Here is a 16,425-nt window from a genome sequence, read left to right as displayed (position 1 = left end):
TTCAATCCGAATCGCATAGAAGAACGTGTATGGGATTCGGGAGCTACGACGAATCCGAGCAGCAGGAGGTAGACGCTGATTTTGACGACGATGACGCAGTCAAGTCGGGATCGAATAGCCACGACGGAACCATCGAGTTCGAAAACGGCGCATCGAGCGACGAATTACTCGATCGACTCAAGGAGATCAAAGACGAAGACGACACCTGATGAAGTCCGGGGTACGGGCGCTGGGCATCGCCGAATCGTACCGCGGCGATCGAGGTCGCAGCACGCTCGCCGGTGCCGTCGTTCGCGCCGACCGAGTCTGTGACGGACTCGCGTACAGCTCCTGTCGTATCGGTGGCACCGATGCGACCGATGCCGTTCTCGGATTGCTCGACGACCTCGAGCGACCGGACATCCGGTACGTCATGCTCGGCGCTGTCGCCCCTGCGTGGTACAACATTCTCGACCTGTCACGGATTTACGAGGCCGCCGAGCGACCGGTAATCGCCGTCACCTTCGAGGCGAGCGACGGGCTCACGACCGGCCTCCGCGACGCGTTTTCCGGCCCAGAACTCGAGGCGCGCCTCGAAACCTATCGGGCACTGCCAGAGCGACGCGAACTGTCACTCGACGGCGATACCGTCTACGTCAGAGCCGTCGGCCTTGAGTCCGGCGACGCGGACGAAATCGTCCGGGCGTTTACGCCCGCAGGTGGCCGTCCGGAGCCGATTCGCGTCGCCCGGCTGGCGGCTCGCGCGGCAGATTCGTACGCCCGGTCGCTCGAGTGACAGCGATTGTGACGGTGACCGGCACCTGCATCCCGAAAGAGGTAGAAGGTGACCGCGTGAGCCACCAGTATGGGAGAAATGGAAGATCTCCATGTCACGGAGTGTACGCGCTGTCCGGCGCTGGTCGACTCGCGGAGCCAGATCGTCAACGGCGTCGGGCCCGAGGACGCCGACCTCCTGTTCGTCGGCGAGGGACCTGGAGCCAACGAAGACGACCAGGGCGAGCCGTTCGTCGGGCGGAGCGGCTCGGTCCTCGACGACGGCCTCCGAACTGTCGGCCTCGCACGTGCTGATGTTCGGATCACTAACTGCGTGCGCTGTCGGCCACCCGAAAACCGGGATCCAACGACTGAGGAACTCGAGCATTGTCGCGGCTATCTCGAACAGGAGATCGACCAGCTCGATCCGGAGGTGATCGTCACGCTGGGGAAAGTTCCGAGCGAGCACCTGCTGGAGCGGTCGGTCGCGGTCACCAAGGAGGCCGGCTCGCTCGAGGAGGTCCGGATCGGCGACACGCCGCGGCGACTGCTGATCTGTGTCCACCCGGCGGCGACGCTATACGATCGCAGCCAGGAGGAGACGTTCGAGAACGCACTCCAGCGGGCAGCAGACCTCGCGGGTGTCACAGATAGCGAGAGTGGACAAACGCGGCTCGACGGCTTTTGAACCGCGCTGTTCTCACTCGGGAAGCGATGACAGCGCGACGACCGGGTCGTTAGAACGCGTCGGTTTCGACGGTAACGTCGGCGTGTAACTCCTCACGAAGTGCCGCATGAACGTGACAGAGTTCTTCACCGCGGGCAACTAATTCGTCGGGATCGTCGATATCTGCTTCGACGGACAGGGTGAACGCGATCGACTCGAGGTGATCGTCGTCGTCGAGCGTCGCCGTCGCGTCGATCTCCATGCGGCCGAGATCGTCCTCGCCGGCCTTCCGTGCGCCGAGGCGAACGGCAGGCAGGAAACACGACGCGTAGTCGGCGACGAGTACTGCGTTCGGGTTCGGTCCCGTCTTTTCCATCGGATCGATCTCGAGTTCGAAATCGCCGATGAGACTCTGCGTGTCGAATCCGTCGTCGCTGATCGTCGTCAGGGAAACGTCGTCCATCGTTGTATTGTGCGATATATACTATACAGCCAAATACTTTGTGAATCGGCTGCCGAAGAGTGAACGAGAATATATCGCGTTTGAGGAAAGAAAGCTGACTGGAATTGGGTCCCTGTCACAGAGTGCAGTCGATACCTTCAAATGTAGTTGTGCCTACTTTCTACTATATTGGCAGTGTATGAGTAATGTAGAACGGACCACAGACGACACGTGGTCGCGGATCGCAACCACGATCGAATTCTTCGGACCACAGTGGTTCGGATCGACGATGGGGACGGGCGTGCTCGGCATCGCACTCGCGCTGGTCGCAACACGGACCGATCTCGCCCCCGTCGCGGCGCTCGCCGTCGCGTTTGTCAGCCTGACGGTGGTCGCGACGGTCGCGTACCTGATCCCGTGGTGCTTGCGACTCGTTTTCTATCCCGACCGGGTGTGGGCCGATCTGACCCACCCGATCCGGAGCCAGTTCTTCCCGACGATGCCGATCACGCTGATCGTACTCGGCGTCGGCATCGCTCAGACGATGGGCGACATCTTACCAGCGGCGACGCTGCGACCGCTGCTGACGGCCCTGTTCGTTGCCGGAAGCGTCGGGATCTTCGGGTTCGGCTTGCTGTTGGTCACGCTTATGTTCACCAACGATCGGATCGGTCCCGATGACGGCGTCTTCGCGTGGTATATCCCACCGGTGTCCCACCTCGTGATTCCGCTGCTCGGCTTTCTGCTCGCCAGTGAGTACTACGCCGGCACGCTCGCCGGACAGACGATCTTTACCGTCTCGGTGGTCGCCCTCGGCGTGGGGACCTTCCTGTTCCTGTTTTTCGGCTCGATCGTCCTCTACCGGTATGCCTACGAGACACTGCCCCACGAGAAACTCGCCCCGACGTTCGCCATCGGACTCGCCCCGACGTCCGTCCTCGTCATCGATCTCGCGCGACTCACCCACGCGTTACAGGCTGGCGTCGGCTTCGACATCGCGGTCGCACCGCTGGTGCCACTCCTGAAGCTGCTGGCGCTGTTGCTGTGGGGCTTTTCGGCCTGGTGGTTCGTTCTGACCGGCGCACTCGTCGCCTACTACGTCACGCGTCGGACCCATCCGTTCTTCTTCACGTGGTGGGCCTACACCTTCCCGATCGGTGCGTTCGCCGTCTCGACCGACGTGCTCGCGACCTTCCTCGGCGTCGCCGTCTTCGGCCACATTCTGATCGGGGTGACGGCGCTGCTACTGATCATCTGGACGATTACCGCAGGACAGACCTGGCGGTTCGTCGCCCGTGGCCGCGCGTTCACAGCCGATTAACACCACCAGTCAGCCGCCGTGTTGTCGATACCAGACGCGGGACCCGATCGGTGACTCGTCGTCCGCAAGGTCGAGCCGTCGCAACACAAGCTCCCGGATCGCAGTCGTGACGACGAGTTCGATCGTCTCGCCGGTGGCGGTTCGGACCTCGAAGACGCAGTGGCCGTCCCGGTCGGTAATCGACTCGATCGTGCCGACGGACCAGCGCTCGAGGTCGTGTGTCGGTTTCCGGGCGTGGATTCGGTCGTGAGTCATGGTCGTACGGACGGGTGGCGATCGGTTGAGCGTCGTGGTCGACTCGAGCGCGGAGTGTGGTGACCGATCCGTGTCGATCAGTAGTCGCCAAGCACACCGAGGCGTCGCGCCCGGCGGGTCGCATACTGGAAGACGACATATCCAAGCGCCAGATAGCCGGCCGCAGTGACGAACAACAGCGCGAGGTCGAACGCTGTGAACTCCCAGAGACGGATACCGTCGACCATCGTTCGCTGAAGGAGGGCGCTGCCGTGGGCAAGCGGGAGCACCTGCATCCACCCGAGGTCGAACGCGGGAGCAGAGACGAGAACGATGAACCCGAACTGGAGGAGGTTCAGCCAGTTGCCGATCTGTTTGTAGAGCACCGTCATCCCACCGGCTGCGAGCCCGAGTCCGAGCACCGAGACGATGCTGAGCGTCGCGACGACGACGATCGTGAGCAGGTTCAGTTGGAGCGTCGTCCCGGTGATGAGGATCATCACGACCAGAATGACCGTCGAGGTAATGAACGTCCGGACGATCTTCGCGACGCCTTTCAACAGCGCCACGGGTGCGAACCCGAACGGCGTCATCACGTGGCGCTCGAGGGTTCCCCACTGGACCTCGCTCGCGATGTCGTTCGAGATCGAGGAGTACGCGCCCACCGACAGCGTCCACAGGAAGTAGCCGACGATGATCCCCTCGATCGAGTCGGTCAGCGCCTGTCCGGCGATCATCTGTCCGCCATAGAAGAGGACGCCAAAGAAGAACACCGAGATGATGATGCCGCCGATCGCGTTGGCGGGATAGCGGACGAAGATCAGGAACTCGCGGTAGAGCACTGCCCGCGCGAGGTGATAGTAACCGGCCGGCCGCGGCGTTTCGTCCGTTCCCTGCTGGCTGGCCATTATCGGTCCCTCCCAGCCGTCAAGTCGACGAAGGCGTCCTCGAGATCCGGTTCGATCGTCCGGACGCGTTCGAGGGAGACGTCTTCGCCGCGGAGATGGGCAAACAGCGCGTACAGCCCATCGCTGTCCGTCATCACGGTGATCCGGTGCCCTCGCTCGCGCGGTTCGACGCTGATCGTCTCGAAGCGCTCCTCTAGGGTCGAGACGATGGCCGAATCGAGATCGCGACTCGTAATCTCGATGGAGTGCAAATCAGTGCCTGACAGCAGCGCGTCGACGGTGTCGTCCGCGATGATCCCGCCGTTGGACATAATGAGGACGCGGTCACACACCGTCTCGACGACATCCATGTCGTGGCTGCTGAGCACGACGGTAAGAGCTTCTTCCTCGACGAGGCGTCGCAGTTCCTGCTGGAGCGTTCGCGAACTCTCGATATCCAGTCCAAGGGTCGGCTCGTCGAGGAACACAACCTCGGCACCGCCAGCGAGGACGCTGGCCAACGAGACTTTTTGTTTCATCCCTCGCGACAACTCACGAACGGGAACGTCCGCTTTCTCCGCAAGTCCCAACTGTGTCAGAAGCCGCTCGTGGCGCTCGCGAACCGAATCCGGGTCGACGCCGCTGATCGTCGCGAAGTACCGCAGGTTCTCCCTGACGGTCAACCGCCAGTAGTCGTTCCGGGCTCCCTCGAGCATCGCATCAACGTGCGCGTACGCGTCTCGAGGGCGTTCATAGACATCGACGCCGCCGATCCGAACGGACCCCTCGTCTGGAAGCACCATGCCCAGAATCGACTTGATGAGCGTCGTTTTTCCGGCGCCGTTCGGTCCCAACAGACCGACGATCGAGCCGGTTTCGATGTCGAAGGAAACGTCGTCGACGGCGATAACGGACTCCGTTCCGTCGCCGAAGCGCTTTCGCAGACCAGTAACTGAAACAGCGATGCCGCTGTCCTCCGTCGACGGTGTGTCAACACGGAAAGAGCGGTCCGGCAGCGGATCGTTTCCCTCGCTGCGGGTCCCTTCGTCGAGCGACAGCCGATCGGCGGCGTTCACGGCCGATCGGTCACCGAGAAGGTGATCGACGGGCTCACCGTTCGGCTGCCTCTCGTTTTCTCGCGCGGTCACGAGCGCTACTTAAGTACCCACGTTACAAAAGTGCGAGGCCAACGCCTTCGACAGCAGTCGCTACGGTTTTGGGATGGCTGCTGTACGAACGGCCTCGTTGAGAACCACTACCGAGAGCCAACGGATATCATCGATCTGAAGCTGGCGTGGAGCCCCGTTCGGTGGTGGTGGGTCCACCGAAGAGGATCAGCGATCGCGTTTCAGTCGAGAGACGACGGTGAAGCGATCGCGATCGATGGCGTGGGCGTGATGTCTCAGTCGGTCTCAGAGATCCTCGAGCCACCCGAAGGACACGTCTTCGTCGTCGATCGAGCTGACATAGGGTTTCACGTCGATGACGGGCGTTCCATCGACGAGGTCGAGTCCCTTGACGTGCAGCGTCGTCCCGTCGCGCTCGAGCAACTCGACGGTCGTCTGGGCAAGCGGATTCGGTCGGTGGGGACTCCGCGTCGAGAAGGTGCCGACCTCGAGATCGTCTGCGTGTGGCGGTCGCGCGGTCGAGCGGTACTCGTCGATTTCGTCCAAATGGGCGAAGACGACGATGTGTGAGAAGTCGTCGATGCCCTCGAGGCCGTCCTCGTAGTCGTCCTCGAGGACGATTTCGCCGGTCGTCTCGTCGACCGCGTCATGGTCGACGGCTGCAGGCGTGTCGTACGGTGAGCGAACGTGTCCGATTGGGGTGAACGTGATGGTCATGGATGTCGTGTGTCTGTGATCCGAAGTGGGTTAGTGTGCGTGCGATTCAGTAGGGCGGCCTGTCTTCGAGACCGAAAGCACCGCGGCGGCTGCGACGAGCGGGAACACGGCAAGCACGCCAAAGAGCAGCGAGTAGGAGCTGCTCGAGAGGAGCCAGCCGGCCAGTGAGGCACCGAGCGCGCCGATCCCGAAATTGACGGTAAAGACGAGCCCGAAGCCGATGCCCTGTCCCGCGTCAGGCGTGTGTTTCGCGACGAGTGACGATTGGAGCGGCGCGAGCGTAAAGAGGAGGGCACCGAAGACGAGCCCGACCCCGATGACGACAGTGCCGGAGAGGCCACCCAGGGCGAGCAACGCAAGACTCGTCGCGGCGAAGACGCCAAGCAGGACGCGTTCGATCTCGAAGCGTTCGCCGAGGTGGCCGCCAACGATCTGACCGACTGACCCGGTCAGCAGGATTAGCGAGTAGAGCCACTGGCCAGCACCGACGGACGCGCCGGCGAGATCCAGACTCGGCAGCGACGACAGCGTGTCGATGAACTGCGGGAGGAAGGTCAGTGTACCGCGGTAGTAGATCCCCGCGAACACATAGACGGCGATGATCCCGAGGAAGACGGGAGTGACGAGCGCACGGAGCTGGGTGAGGACGTCACCGAGCGAGTGCGCCGACGCCGTGTGGTCGTTCGAGTCCGAGGGGCCACGGAGCGCAAAGAGCACGCCGAATCCCAGCAGTGGGACCGCGAGCAGTCCGAGGACGGTTCGCCAGTCGCTGACCGCGAGTCCGGCGGTGATGAGCAATGGCCCGATACCGATTCCGAGATTCGCACCGATGCCGTGGTAGGCAAAGCCCTTGCTCGGTGCCTCCGCCTCACGGCTGATGAAGGCAAGCGCCGGCGGATGGTAGAACCCGGCACCGACGCCTGCCAGCGCGACCACGACTGCCAACGCCGCGAACGAATCGATGAAGGGAACGGCCAGGAACACCCCACCGGTCAACAGCAAGAAGCCGGTGATCACCGTGTCCGCACCAAACCGATCGCTGAGAATGCCGGACGGAAGCGCCATGGCTCCGTACAACCCGGTCATGAGCGTGACGAGCAGTCCCAGTTCGTACGTCGTCACCTGGAACTCGGCGATCCAGATGGGGATAAACAGCGGAATCGAGAGGATAACGAGGTGATCGAGTGCGTGTGCCCCCGTCGTATAGCCGATGAGCCGCTGGTCCGCTGCCGGGACGCCACGCGCATCGAAGAGATCTCGTATCGTGTGTCTGAGTCGCATTAGTCTTGTATTCGACACGCAATTATTATTCGGCACTCGATCGTTAATAGTGCCTTCGATACCGGAGACAGCTGCACCCCTCAAGAGGCGACACTACCTGCATTGAAATGGCCTCTTCTGGCGGTTATCTGCCCCACAGTGAAATAGCTAACCTCGTATGAGCAAACACACAGCTACTGTGAGACAACGGGACTGCCGACCATCTCGTACCTATTTTGTCTGTAGTATTTACAATAATGAACAATATCTCACTGAGTCGAGAGCGACACACCGTCGATGGCAGCCGACGGGATGGCAGTCGACCGACAATCCCGATCGCGGGCACCAGCGAGACAGTCCTGATTGCAGGCATCCGTGACCGCCCCGCGAGGACGATTGCCCGAATGGTAATTCACTTCAACGGGCCACACCGAGTAGATGTATGAACACTGTTTCGTCCCCACTGGAGGAAACGCTGGCCTCCGTCGTCATCGTCGACTACGGGCTGGGAAACCTCCGTAGCGTCACTCGTGGCTTAGAGCGTGCGGGTGCCGACGTCAAGATCACCGACGATCCTGCCGCCTTTGCCGCAGCTGACGGCGTCGTCCTGCCGGGTGTCGGCGCGTTCCGCGAGGGCGTCGAGAACGCCGATCCGCTTCGCGAAGATCTCCTCGAGGTCGCCGACAGCGGCACGCCGCTCTTTGGTATCTGTCTCGGTATGCAGATGCTGCTCACGACGAGCGAGGAGGGCGAAACCGACGGTGAGTCTGCTGTTCAGGGTCTCGATCTGATCCCCGGGACGAACGTCCGGTTCGCGGAGGGCCAGAAAGTCCCCCACATGGGCTGGAACGAACTCGAGGTCGAACGCGAGCACCCGCTCGTCGAGGGTGTCGACGGTGACTACGCCTATTTCGTCCACTCGTACTACGCGGCCCCTGACGACGAGAATGCAGTCGTCGCGACAACGGACTACGAACGGGAGTTCCCCGCGATCGTCGCGAACGAGGCTGGCAACGTCTTCGGCACGCAGTTCCACCCTGAAAAGAGCGGGGAGACCGGGCTACGGATTCTGCAGAACTTCGTCGAAATCTGCGCCGAGGAATAACGGACGTGCTCGAGACGGTCGGTGTACCGTCTCGTGATATTCGATTTTCATTCGATGATACAGCGGCACTCCGGTACGGACGACTGCACTTCAGCGAGACTCTGTTCTCCCTCAGTTACAGGAATTCGCGCACGTCCGAGTACCACATGTCGTGGTAGTCGACGTGGCCCACCCGCCGTGCGATCGCGACGGCCAGCGAGTGCCAACAGCGCTCGGTCGGGTCGTCGTCGTCCAGATTGTACTCGCTGTCCTTGCAGGTACAGTTCCCGTCCTCGACGATATATTCGTCGTCGTAGCCGACGACGATCGTGAAATCGCGGTAGGCTTTCACCCGATTCTCGCCGACGGCCTCGATCGCCTGCGCCCCCCGGTCGCCGTGAATCCGCGTGATCTCGCTGACGATCTCAGGCGTGAGTTCGCCAGCTTCCTCGAGAGCGGCTTGCCATCGCTCGACGGGATCTGCCTTCGACACGTCCGAGACTGTGCGCCCAACTGTAAAATCGGTTTGGTTGTCCAGCCAGCGTGGCCGCTCGAGACCACACCGTTTTTCGCTCGCTACCGACGAGACGTGGTATGCGCGTCACCGAGGGCGGGGTCGAACTCGAGGTGCCCGGCGAACAGACCGAGGGCATCGAGGAGGCGGTCTTCTACAACCCGCGACAGGAGTTGAACCGGGATCTGACGATCGCGACGCTGCGAGCCTATCGCGAGCGCGAGGAGCGTGCCACGTCGTATTTAGACGCGATGACAGCAAGCGGCGCCCGTGGCGTGCGGGCCGCCGCCGACGGCTGGGATGTCACCTGCTGTGATGTCAACGAGGAAGCGGTCGACCTCGCACGTGAGAACCTCGAGCGAAACGACTACGAGGCGAGAGTCGAACACCGCAACGTCACCGCCCTCATGCACGAGGAGCCGTTCGACGTGATCGATCTGGACCCTTACGGGACGCCGATGCCTTTCGCCGACGCCGCGTTCGCTAACTGCCGGGATCTGGTCTGTGTCACCGCGACCGATACCGCGCCGCTGTGTGGAGCCCACTTCAATAGCGGCGTCCGTTCGTACTCGGCGGTGCCGAGAAACACGGACTACCACGCCGAGATGGGCGTCCGCGTGCTCATCTCCGCGCTCGCGCGCAGCGCCGCCCGCTTCGACGTCGGCGTCGAGCCGATCCTAACCCACGCGACCAGCCACTACGTCCGGACGTACCTCGAACTCGAGCACAAGGCCACGTCCGCCGACGCGGCAATCGACGAGTTAGGCTACCTCTACCACTGCGAAGACTGTCTCTACCGCGAGGCCGACCCTGGCTTGATCGCCGATCCACTCGAGACGTGTCCCCACTGCGACGGGAATCGCATGCTGACTGCCGGACCGGTCTGGCTCGGCCCCGTCCAGGACTCGGACTTCATCGCCGCCGTCCGGGACGAAATCCCCTATACGTTCGACACCGCACCACAGGCGCGCGAACTCTGTGACACGCTCGCGGCGGAACTCGACGAGCCAACCCACTACGACCAGCACAAACTCTGTCGGAACTGGGGGCTACCCGCTAACGCGATGGACGACTTCCTCACCGACCTCCGCGAGGCCGGCTACGAGGCCTCGAGAGCCCACTACGGGGGGACGACGTTCAAGACGGACGCCGACGTGGGAGAGATCCGCGCGGCGACTGAAGACAGCCTCGAGTAAGTCACTCGAGATCGGCGTACAGCCGCACTAAGCCGCATTCGGGACAGCAAACCGAATCGACGCCGGTCGTTTCACTGAGCCCGATCGTCCCGAGGACTCCGTCACGGGTGCCGGTCTCGATCCGGAGCGTGTGACCACCGCTCGTCTGGAGCGGTGTCGATTCCATGGTGACGCCACAGTCGGGACAGCGGTAGTCGTCCATGGCTGCAGATATAGCATCATATCAATAAAATTTGGTTTTTTGCGGAGCAGCAGTTTCTGAGTACCGCCAAATCGAGGTGTGGCGTCTGGTAAAGCGACCGGCTACAGCACAGCCATCCAACTCGTCCGCTACTGCAGCGTGTATGGGTTCACATAACGGTCTGTTCGGTGGCTGTGGCGTGCGATTACATATTGTGGGGGAACCCGAAACGGGGAGCGTGACCGACCACGGATGGGGATTCGAACTCGTGGGACGATCCGTTCGGCTCGCGAGAGACGAGCAGTTGACGCTGCTCGCCGCCGGCGTTGCGTTCTACGGCTTTCTCTCGCTCGTGCCGCTTACGTTGCTGGCGATCGGGATCGCAGCGTCGCTCGGCGGCGAGGCGCTCGCAATGCAACTCTCCGCGGCGGCCACCGACGTCCTCACACCGGCGGCCCGAGAGGTGCTCGCCGAGACGATCATCGACGAGACTGGCCGGCAGAGTGCGACCGTCGCCGGCATCCTCGGCTTGCTGTGGGGTTCGAGTCGAGTCCTGCGCGGGCTCGATCGCGCGTTCTCCCGGGTGTACGGGACTGTGGGGTCGAAATCGCTGCTCGAGACGTTCTGGGACGCGACGATCGTTGCGATCAGTATCACGCTGGGCCTCGTTGGGGTCGGAATTCTCGAGTTTCTGATCCTGGTCGTGCCAGGAGTTGAGATGGCGATCGTCGGCCAGTTCTTCGTCGTCGTGGGGTTGCTCGTGACGTTCCTGCCGCTGTACGTCGTCTTCCCGGACGCCGGTGTCGGGATTCGTGAGGCGTTCCCGGGGACGGTCGTCGCAGCCGTCGGCTGGGTCGCGCTCAGTCAGACGTTCTTCCTCTATGCTGACTTCGCAACCGGCTACACGGTCTACGGCGCGCTCGGTGCCGTGTTCCTCGTGCTCATCTGGCTGTACGTCGGCGCGATCATCCTGATCGGCGGGGCAGTCATCAACGCGACCATCGCCGACCGTGAAGTGGATCGGCAGCTACAAAGTCCCCGCGGACGACAGGTCTCGACAGAAGCGATGACCGACGACGCCACGGGTGCCGACGAGGGGGCGACCGAGGACCGCGCCAGCGACCGCGCGAGCGCCCGGACACACGACCGCGCGGACGATCCCGAAGTACTGCGCGAGGAGATCGAGCGGCTGCGCGATCGCGTCGAGACCTTCGAGGACGACGTCGAAGACCGCACCGTCAGGAAAGAGTCCCTCGAGGGTGAGCTCAAACGCTACGTCCGGAGACGCGTTCGACGTGGCCACGCCCGCGACTGGGGGCCGTATATCGTCTTGCTCTACGGGACCGCGATGTCGATCGCGGCGTTTTACTTCCTCGAAGGGCCGTGGGCGATCCTCTCGATGCTGGTCGTCTGGACCTCGACGCTCGGTGTCTACGTGCTGATGGTCCTGTTCGGATTCGGCATCTCCATGCTCGACGTGCCTGGCCGTCTGCGCGATGCGATCGGCGAGCGACGCTCCTAAGCGGTCGTCGACTGATCCCGTTCCCGAAACCAGCGTCGTTCTCCCGGCCGTTTTCGACTTGTAGCTGGCCGACCGCTTCGCCGTGCCGACCTAGTGTTGCGTCAGGACGGTCCGGTTGACGAACCGACGAACCCGGTCTGCGTACGCCGTTGGGCGGTGGAGGTTACAGATGTGACCGGCGTCCGTAAGTACTTCCACGCGGCCATCCTGTGCGGCCCCGGCGTGGGCCTGCTCACCCCGACGCATCAGCGTGTCGTTTATTCCGTTGAGGATGAGCGTCGAGCCGGGATAGGTCGAGAGTTTCGCCCGGAAGTCCTCGCCCGCGATGTCCGGCCCCGCGTCGCCGAATCCCTTCGGATAGAAGCCGGCCTCGATGATTTCCCGTTCGATATCCGGTGGAAGGTTCCGATTTCGAACCCAGCGTGCGGCCAACTTCTCGGCGGCTCGCTTCCCGAGATCGGGTTTGGTCAGAAGCCGCGCAAGCCCGCCAGTCAATCGGGTGCTGAGTTCCAACTTCCCGACTGGGTTCGCACTACACCCCGACAGCACCAGCGCGTCGACCTGGTCAGGATGGCGGTAGGCGTACTCCGTGATCGTGTAGCCGCCCAATGAGAGCCCGACGAGCACCGCCGATCCGTCGGTGTGCGTCTCGAGGATCTCCTCCAGAACGTCGAGCGCTGGCTCCATCCGGAACGGTTTGCCGGCACGAGATCCGTGTCCCGGTAAGTCGAGGGCGACGGTGTGGAACTCCCCGGAGAGTTCCTGCTGCTGGGGTAGCCATATCTTTCGCGTCAACCGCCTCGGGGTCAAGCCCCGAGGCTTGTCAGTGAACTCCCGTTCTACCCGAGTAACTCGGTAGGCGTGTAGTCGCCGTTCACGTTCAACGTCCCTGACTTGAGGGCTAGCTGACTGGTAGCCCATCCACCGCGAGACTTCTGCCCGCGATGGATATACCCGCAATACCGATTCGCAATGTTCTTCGCTGCGTTGTAATCCGCGTTCACCTCGTACCCACACGATTGACACGCGAACTGCTTGTCGTCACGATTGTCCTCGTGGGTAAACCCACAGTGCGAACACCGCTGGCTCGTGTACGCGGGATTCACCGTGTCCACGAACAACTCCGTGGACTCGACCTTGTACTCCACGAGTTCCATGAACTTCGCATACGCCCACTGCTGGAACTTCGAGCCATTGGCGATATTCTCGCGGATATGGTTGAGGTTCTCGAAGATGATGCCGTCCACGTCCGCGTCTTGGGCTTCTTTGATAAGGTCGTTCGCACGGTTGTGGAGCCAGTCAAGCGACCAGTTCGAGAACCGACTGCCGAGAGACTGAATCGTGCGGTGAGCCGACCGAGTGCCCACCTGTTGGAGGCGTCCACGCCGTTGTTCGTACTGGTCGCGCTTGTGGTTGAGGTGGTCTGCGCTCCCGAGGAATGCTCCGGTACTGGTGACGGCGAACGCGCCAGTCACGTTCAAGTCCACGCCGAGAACCACTCCGTTCTTGGGGGTTTCATCATCGTGACTGGCTTCTTGGCGTTCCGTTTCGTCAACCACGTAGTCCGGGTTTTTCAGCGTGACGTGCAGGTAGAACGTGTCGCCTTGCTCGTCGTACTGAAGCGTGGCGCTGGAGGCATCCCAGTCGTCTCTCTCGTAGTATCGACCAAACGGCGTACTCTCACGTTCGTCCTCGGGTGGAAGGACGTATTCGCAGGTGACTCTGCCGTTCGGCGTGGAGAGCGTGGCGTGGTCGTCGTTGAACGTCGCACTCCGCTTGTCGTACACCACGCTCCACGAGTCGAACTCGGGCTGACTCGTCTTCTCGCCCTGTTTCAGTTTCTCGACGCCACCTGTGACGGCTTCGATGGCGCGTCGAATGCCCTTCTGGACGAGGTTGGCGGTGAGGTCGGTTTCCTCACGCAGCTCACCGTACAGGGCGTTTTCAGCCTTTGACTTACGGTGATGCAGTAGTCGTCGTACCGCCATGCCCACTCGCTAGTGCGGTTGGCACAGTGCAGAAATTGGGTTTTGGTTCGATGGAGGTCGCCACGACGCTCTTCGGGCACATCGAGTTTGATGGGGACGGTGCGTCGTGGCGCGTCGTCCATCCGTGGTTCACATTTACGGCTGTTACATAATAATGGTTTACGTATAGGTGGGGAGTCGGCCTTGCCATCGAGCGTGGTGAGTTTCATCGAGTGTCGGCTTCCTCCTCGACCTCAAGGGTCGGGGCATCCGCCTCGTACCGCCTGTGAACATCGACCCGTGTACGAATACGATCGACTGTGCGTCCACGGGGCCGGCGACGCCGACACCCTCGAGACTGTCTCTGTCGCCTGTCCGGACCATGGCCGACATCTCACAAGGAGAGACTTAGTAGGTAGCCCGCGAACCGCGTGACGTGGGCTGCCATTCGGTTACGACGTTACCGGTCTCACTCTCGTTGAGAATCTCCGCACCAGCTGACTCCGTCTCCAGCGCTTGCTACGGCGGCTCACGTCACTCGGACCTCATCTTGGCCGTCGAATCGTCCCGGATCGGCAGATCGCCCTCGAGCCGGATCACATCGTCGGTGATCTCGTGTACCGATTCCCGCTCGAGAGTGACCGTTGCCTCGGCGCCTTTTTCCCAGCCGAGCGACGACTTGATCGAGTCGACGACCGTCGGGTCTGGCCTGACGTAGGCGACATCATCCTCGACGGCCGTGACGACTCCGACCGACTCCCCGTTGTCGTTCTCGACGGGTTTGTCGACATCGACATCCGTAAACGTCGCACGCATACTGTCAGCTATCATGACTCGATGAAAGTCGGTGATGCCTGCAACAGCCAGTCGTTGTTTGGCCGTCACGCCACAGGCAGGGGATGCCCGCAGTTACGAGCGACCCCGAACTGAACTTTCTGCCGACGTGCTTACCGGTCGCGCTCGAGCTGGTCGCCGCCGAACTCGTCGTCGCTCTGGATGCGGGAGGCCTGTGGGCCGTCCTGGTCCTGATACTTGGAGCCACGCTCGCTGCCATAGGGGCGCTCGGCTTCCGTCGTGAGTTCGGTGAAGGTGAGCTGGGAGATCCGCATGCCCGGCGTGAGCGCGACCGGTGCCGTCCCGAGGTTTGATAGCTCGAGGGTGATCTGGCCGCGATAGCCGGGATCACAGAGGCCGGCGGTCGCGTGGACGACGACGGCGAGTCGACCCAGCGAGGAACGGCCCTCGACGTGGGCGATCAGGTCCGGCGGGATCTCGACGCGCTCGTGGGTCGTCCCCAGCACGAAGTCGCCGGGGTGGAGGATGAAGTCGTCGCCGTCCTCGACGACCGTTTCCGTAACGTATTCGTCGACTTCCTGTTCGGAGTTCGGGTGGATACAGGGGATGTTCGTCCGCTGGAACTCGAGGAATTCTCGTCCCAGCCGAAGGTCGACGCTCGCTGGTTGGATCTGCAGTTCCGGATCGTCCAGTGGCTCGACGACGAGATCGCCGGCCTCGAGACGCGCTAAGATGTCCGCATCGGAGAGGATCATACCGAGTAGGAGCGAGTACGGGGCCCTAAATTCCTCGGTCCGCGTCGAGCGACCGGCGGTCGCCGCGTTCGATCATGTATGGCAATATCTATCTATTATTACCTACATGAAATTATAGTCTGGGCGGCCTAATAAATTATAATGATACACGACGAACGCTGCTGCATGGATGGGGAACGGGATTGCTTCAACGGCGATACGAAAGTCTTGCATCAGCGAGCGGTGAGGGTTCCGCTTCCCGACACTGCGGCCGAGCGAGCCTTCCACGAGAACATGATGACCGTGGCGGACGCTCGAGAGCGGAAAGCGGAGTTACTCGCCGACCCCGACGTTCCGCTGCTGGCTGCCTACGAGGCGGAACTCGAGCGTATCGCCGAGAGTTTCGAGCGGCGGCTCAGGCAGATTGCAGGCGATGACTACGAGGAGGTCGCGATGGCGTATGCCCGTGGCGATCGCGACGACCGGATCGGGGCACTGGCGGCCTACTACTTCGAGGGACTGTGGCGGATCCAACAGCGAACCACGATCACGGAGATGATGTTTTCACCGGTCATCCTCCGATATCCGGATAGCTTTACGATGAACATCCGCTTTACGGATGGGTATACGACGACGAAGTCGATCTGCTACGAATCACCAGCGCACTCCACCGAGGAACTGGCCGACAAATACGCCGAGGCGTACTACGAGGACAGTTGCTACTCACAGCAGCAGGCGGCAACGTATCTCAGGGAGACCGCACAGATCATCCGCGAGGAGTTTCCCAGCCCGGACGAGGCTTCCTTCGAGGAGCGCAAATACGGCGGCATCGTCTCTGCCGGGGGCCGGCGCGGCTCGGTCTTCTCGGCGATGCTCGAGCCGCTCGAGCCGGATCCGAACCGGTTTTCGGAGCCGATCGACAAGCCGACGCTCGTCGAAGCGGGGCCGGAAGCGAAACGGACGGAACGGGAACTCCTTCGCAACGAAGCCATCGTTCTGTGATGTAACGGTCCGAACCAGCATA

19 protein-coding genes and 1 pseudogene are annotated in these 16,425 nt (G+C 62.1%); 8 read left to right on the top strand and 12 right to left on the bottom strand.

The genetic code is table 11. From position 1 onward, the window contains the following. Nucleotides 1-29 precede the first annotated feature (29 nt). The 3 genes from ACERI1_RS08440 to ACERI1_RS08430 all read left to right on the top strand — a co-directional run bounded on the left by ACERI1_RS08440 (nucleotide 30) and on the right by ACERI1_RS08430 (nucleotide 1,441). Complete coding sequence (locus tag ACERI1_RS08440) at nucleotides 30-209, top strand: DUF5786 family protein (RefSeq protein WP_373617665.1); 180 nt, start codon at nucleotides 30-32, stop codon at nucleotides 207-209. Next, a complete protein-coding gene (locus tag ACERI1_RS08435; protein WP_373617664.1) occupies nucleotides 209-775 on the top strand; it encodes a DUF99 family protein in 567 nt (188 codons plus the stop codon). The genes ACERI1_RS08440 and ACERI1_RS08435 overlap by 1 nt, the downstream gene beginning before the upstream one ends. A gap of 69 nt (nucleotides 776-844) precedes the next feature. Beyond that, on the top strand, nucleotides 845-1,441 hold the full coding sequence (locus ACERI1_RS08430) for a uracil-DNA glycosylase family protein (protein ID WP_373617663.1): 597 nt from the start codon (nucleotides 845-847) through the stop codon (nucleotides 1,439-1,441). Nucleotides 1,442-1,490: 49 nt separating this feature from the next. On the opposite strand, the gene ACERI1_RS08425 is transcribed toward ACERI1_RS08430, so the two are convergent. Then, on the bottom strand, nucleotides 1,491-1,883 hold the full coding sequence (locus tag ACERI1_RS08425; protein WP_373617662.1) for an OsmC family protein: 393 nt from the start codon (nucleotides 1,881-1,883) through the stop codon (nucleotides 1,491-1,493). Nucleotides 1,884-2,061: 178 nt separating this feature from the next. Between ACERI1_RS08425 and ACERI1_RS08420 the strand changes: the two genes are divergently transcribed. After that, nucleotides 2,062-3,183, top strand: a complete 1,122-nt coding sequence (locus tag ACERI1_RS08420) for a C4-dicarboxylate transporter (protein ID WP_373617661.1) — start codon at nucleotides 2,062-2,064, stop codon at nucleotides 3,181-3,183. Between the two features lie 9 nt (nucleotides 3,184-3,192). On the opposite strand, the gene ACERI1_RS08415 is transcribed toward ACERI1_RS08420, so the two are convergent. From ACERI1_RS08415 to ACERI1_RS08395, 5 genes are all read right to left on the bottom strand, one after another. Continuing rightward, nucleotides 3,193-3,438 carry a hypothetical protein gene (locus ACERI1_RS08415; protein WP_373617660.1) on the bottom strand — a complete coding sequence of 82 codons (246 nt, stop codon included), beginning with the start codon at nucleotides 3,436-3,438 and terminating at the stop codon, nucleotides 3,193-3,195. A 77-nt stretch (nucleotides 3,439-3,515) separates the two neighbouring features. Beyond that, nucleotides 3,516-4,325: an ABC transporter permease gene (locus ACERI1_RS08410; RefSeq protein WP_373617659.1), complete on the bottom strand. Its 810-nt coding sequence runs from the start codon at nucleotides 4,323-4,325 to the stop codon at nucleotides 3,516-3,518. Next, nucleotides 4,325-5,320, bottom strand: a complete 996-nt coding sequence (locus ACERI1_RS08405) for an ABC transporter ATP-binding protein (protein ID WP_373618155.1) — start codon at nucleotides 5,318-5,320, stop codon at nucleotides 4,325-4,327. Before ACERI1_RS08405 ends, ACERI1_RS08410 begins: the two co-directional genes overlap by 1 nt. A gap of 396 nt (nucleotides 5,321-5,716) precedes the next feature. After that, nucleotides 5,717-6,148, bottom strand: a complete 432-nt coding sequence (gene tsaA, locus ACERI1_RS08400; protein WP_373617658.1) for a tRNA (N6-threonylcarbamoyladenosine(37)-N6)-methyltransferase TrmO — start codon at nucleotides 6,146-6,148, stop codon at nucleotides 5,717-5,719. A gap of 30 nt (nucleotides 6,149-6,178) precedes the next feature. Further along, entirely contained in the window at nucleotides 6,179-7,429 is a 1,251-nt protein-coding gene (locus tag ACERI1_RS08395) for an MFS transporter (RefSeq protein ID WP_373617657.1), read from the bottom strand. Between the two features lie 421 nt (nucleotides 7,430-7,850). Between ACERI1_RS08395 and hisH the strand changes: the two genes are divergently transcribed. Then, nucleotides 7,851-8,513 carry an imidazole glycerol phosphate synthase subunit HisH gene (gene hisH, locus ACERI1_RS08390; protein WP_373617655.1) on the top strand — a complete coding sequence of 221 codons (663 nt, stop codon included), beginning with the start codon at nucleotides 7,851-7,853 and terminating at the stop codon, nucleotides 8,511-8,513. Between the two features lie 115 nt (nucleotides 8,514-8,628). Here the strand turns inward: hisH and ACERI1_RS08385 are convergent, their stop codons facing one another. Beyond that, nucleotides 8,629-8,985, bottom strand: coding sequence for a hypothetical protein (locus tag ACERI1_RS08385; protein WP_373617654.1), 357 nt, complete (start codon nucleotides 8,983-8,985; stop codon nucleotides 8,629-8,631). Between the two features lie 101 nt (nucleotides 8,986-9,086). Here ACERI1_RS08385 and ACERI1_RS08380 point away from each other — a divergent pair, with 101 nt between their 5' ends. Further along, complete coding sequence (locus ACERI1_RS08380) at nucleotides 9,087-10,202, top strand: tRNA (guanine(26)-N(2))-dimethyltransferase (RefSeq protein WP_373617653.1); 1,116 nt, start codon at nucleotides 9,087-9,089, stop codon at nucleotides 10,200-10,202. A gap of 1 nt (nucleotide 10,203) precedes the next feature. On the opposite strand, the gene ACERI1_RS08375 is transcribed toward ACERI1_RS08380, so the two are convergent. Beyond that, nucleotides 10,204-10,404 carry a hypothetical protein gene (locus tag ACERI1_RS08375; protein ID WP_373617652.1) on the bottom strand — a complete coding sequence of 67 codons (201 nt, stop codon included), beginning with the start codon at nucleotides 10,402-10,404 and terminating at the stop codon, nucleotides 10,204-10,206. Nucleotides 10,405-10,621: 217 nt separating this feature from the next. On the opposite strand from ACERI1_RS08375, the gene ACERI1_RS08370 reads away from it, so the two are divergent. Next, the gene (locus ACERI1_RS08370; protein ID WP_373618154.1) at nucleotides 10,622-11,905 is read left to right on the top strand and encodes a YhjD/YihY/BrkB family envelope integrity protein; all 1,284 of its coding nucleotides are present in this window, start codon (nucleotides 10,622-10,624) and stop codon (nucleotides 11,903-11,905) included. Nucleotides 11,906-11,995: 90 nt separating this feature from the next. On the opposite strand, the gene ACERI1_RS08365 is transcribed toward ACERI1_RS08370, so the two are convergent. The 4 genes and pseudogenes from ACERI1_RS08365 to dcd form a co-directional block, all read right to left on the bottom strand. Next, complete coding sequence (locus tag ACERI1_RS08365; protein ID WP_373617651.1) at nucleotides 11,996-12,700, bottom strand: alpha/beta fold hydrolase; 705 nt, start codon at nucleotides 12,698-12,700, stop codon at nucleotides 11,996-11,998. A 44-nt stretch (nucleotides 12,701-12,744) separates the two neighbouring features. After that, a pseudogene (locus ACERI1_RS08360) lies at nucleotides 12,745-14,015 on the bottom strand (RNA-guided endonuclease InsQ/TnpB family protein). 391 nt (nucleotides 14,016-14,406) lie between these two features. Then, nucleotides 14,407-14,703 carry a hypothetical protein gene (locus ACERI1_RS08355; RefSeq protein WP_373617650.1) on the bottom strand — a complete coding sequence of 99 codons (297 nt, stop codon included), beginning with the start codon at nucleotides 14,701-14,703 and terminating at the stop codon, nucleotides 14,407-14,409. Between the two features lie 116 nt (nucleotides 14,704-14,819). Beyond that, nucleotides 14,820-15,422: a dCTP deaminase gene (dcd, locus tag ACERI1_RS08350; RefSeq protein ID WP_373617649.1), complete on the bottom strand. Its 603-nt coding sequence runs from the start codon at nucleotides 15,420-15,422 to the stop codon at nucleotides 14,820-14,822. A gap of 165 nt (nucleotides 15,423-15,587) precedes the next feature. Between dcd and ACERI1_RS08345 the strand changes: the two genes are divergently transcribed. Further along, nucleotides 15,588-16,403: a hypothetical protein gene (locus ACERI1_RS08345; protein WP_373617647.1), complete on the top strand. Its 816-nt coding sequence runs from the start codon at nucleotides 15,588-15,590 to the stop codon at nucleotides 16,401-16,403. Nucleotides 16,404-16,425: the final 22 nt, after the last annotated feature.

The sequence above is a fragment of the Natrinema sp. HArc-T2 genome (assembly GCF_041821085.1).
Taxonomy (GTDB): Archaea; Halobacteriota; Halobacteria; order Halobacteriales; family Natrialbaceae; genus Natrinema.
Note: the sequence above shows the minus strand (reverse complement) of the source record. Positions and strands in the feature narration are given on the sequence as shown.

What these genes read in the sequence shown, in the direction of transcription:
- ACERI1_RS08440 (WP_373617665.1), top strand. Translation starts at nt 30, where the DNA reads ATGGGATTCGGGAGCTACGACGAATCCGAGCAGCAGGAGGTAGACGCT.
- ACERI1_RS08435 (WP_373617664.1), top strand. Translation starts at nt 209, where the DNA reads ATGAAGTCCGGGGTACGGGCGCTGGGCATCGCCGAATCGTACCGCGGC.
- ACERI1_RS08430 (WP_373617663.1), top strand. Translation starts at nt 845, where the DNA reads ATGGGAGAAATGGAAGATCTCCATGTCACGGAGTGTACGCGCTGTCCG.
- ACERI1_RS08425 (WP_373617662.1), bottom strand. Translation starts at nt 1,883, where the DNA reads ATGGACGACGTTTCCCTGACGACGATCAGCGACGACGGATTCGACACG.
- ACERI1_RS08420 (WP_373617661.1), top strand. Translation starts at nt 2,062, where the DNA reads ATGAGTAATGTAGAACGGACCACAGACGACACGTGGTCGCGGATCGCA.
- ACERI1_RS08415 (WP_373617660.1), bottom strand. Translation starts at nt 3,438, where the DNA reads ATGACTCACGACCGAATCCACGCCCGGAAACCGACACACGACCTCGAG.
- ACERI1_RS08410 (WP_373617659.1), bottom strand. Translation starts at nt 4,325, where the DNA reads ATGGCCAGCCAGCAGGGAACGGACGAAACGCCGCGGCCGGCCGGTTAC.
- tsaA (WP_373617658.1), bottom strand. Translation starts at nt 6,148, where the DNA reads ATGACCATCACGTTCACCCCAATCGGACACGTTCGCTCACCGTACGAC.
- ACERI1_RS08395 (WP_373617657.1), bottom strand. Translation starts at nt 7,429, where the DNA reads ATGCGACTCAGACACACGATACGAGATCTCTTCGATGCGCGTGGCGTC.
- hisH (WP_373617655.1), top strand. Translation starts at nt 7,851, where the DNA reads ATGAACACTGTTTCGTCCCCACTGGAGGAAACGCTGGCCTCCGTCGTC.
- ACERI1_RS08380 (WP_373617653.1), top strand. Translation starts at nt 9,087, where the DNA reads ATGCGCGTCACCGAGGGCGGGGTCGAACTCGAGGTGCCCGGCGAACAG.
- ACERI1_RS08375 (WP_373617652.1), bottom strand. Translation starts at nt 10,404, where the DNA reads ATGGACGACTACCGCTGTCCCGACTGTGGCGTCACCATGGAATCGACA.
- ACERI1_RS08355 (WP_373617650.1), bottom strand. Translation starts at nt 14,703, where the DNA reads ATGATAGCTGACAGTATGCGTGCGACGTTTACGGATGTCGATGTCGAC.
- dcd (WP_373617649.1), bottom strand. Translation starts at nt 15,422, where the DNA reads ATGATCCTCTCCGATGCGGACATCTTAGCGCGTCTCGAGGCCGGCGAT.
- ACERI1_RS08345 (WP_373617647.1), top strand. Translation starts at nt 15,588, where the DNA reads ATGGATGGGGAACGGGATTGCTTCAACGGCGATACGAAAGTCTTGCAT.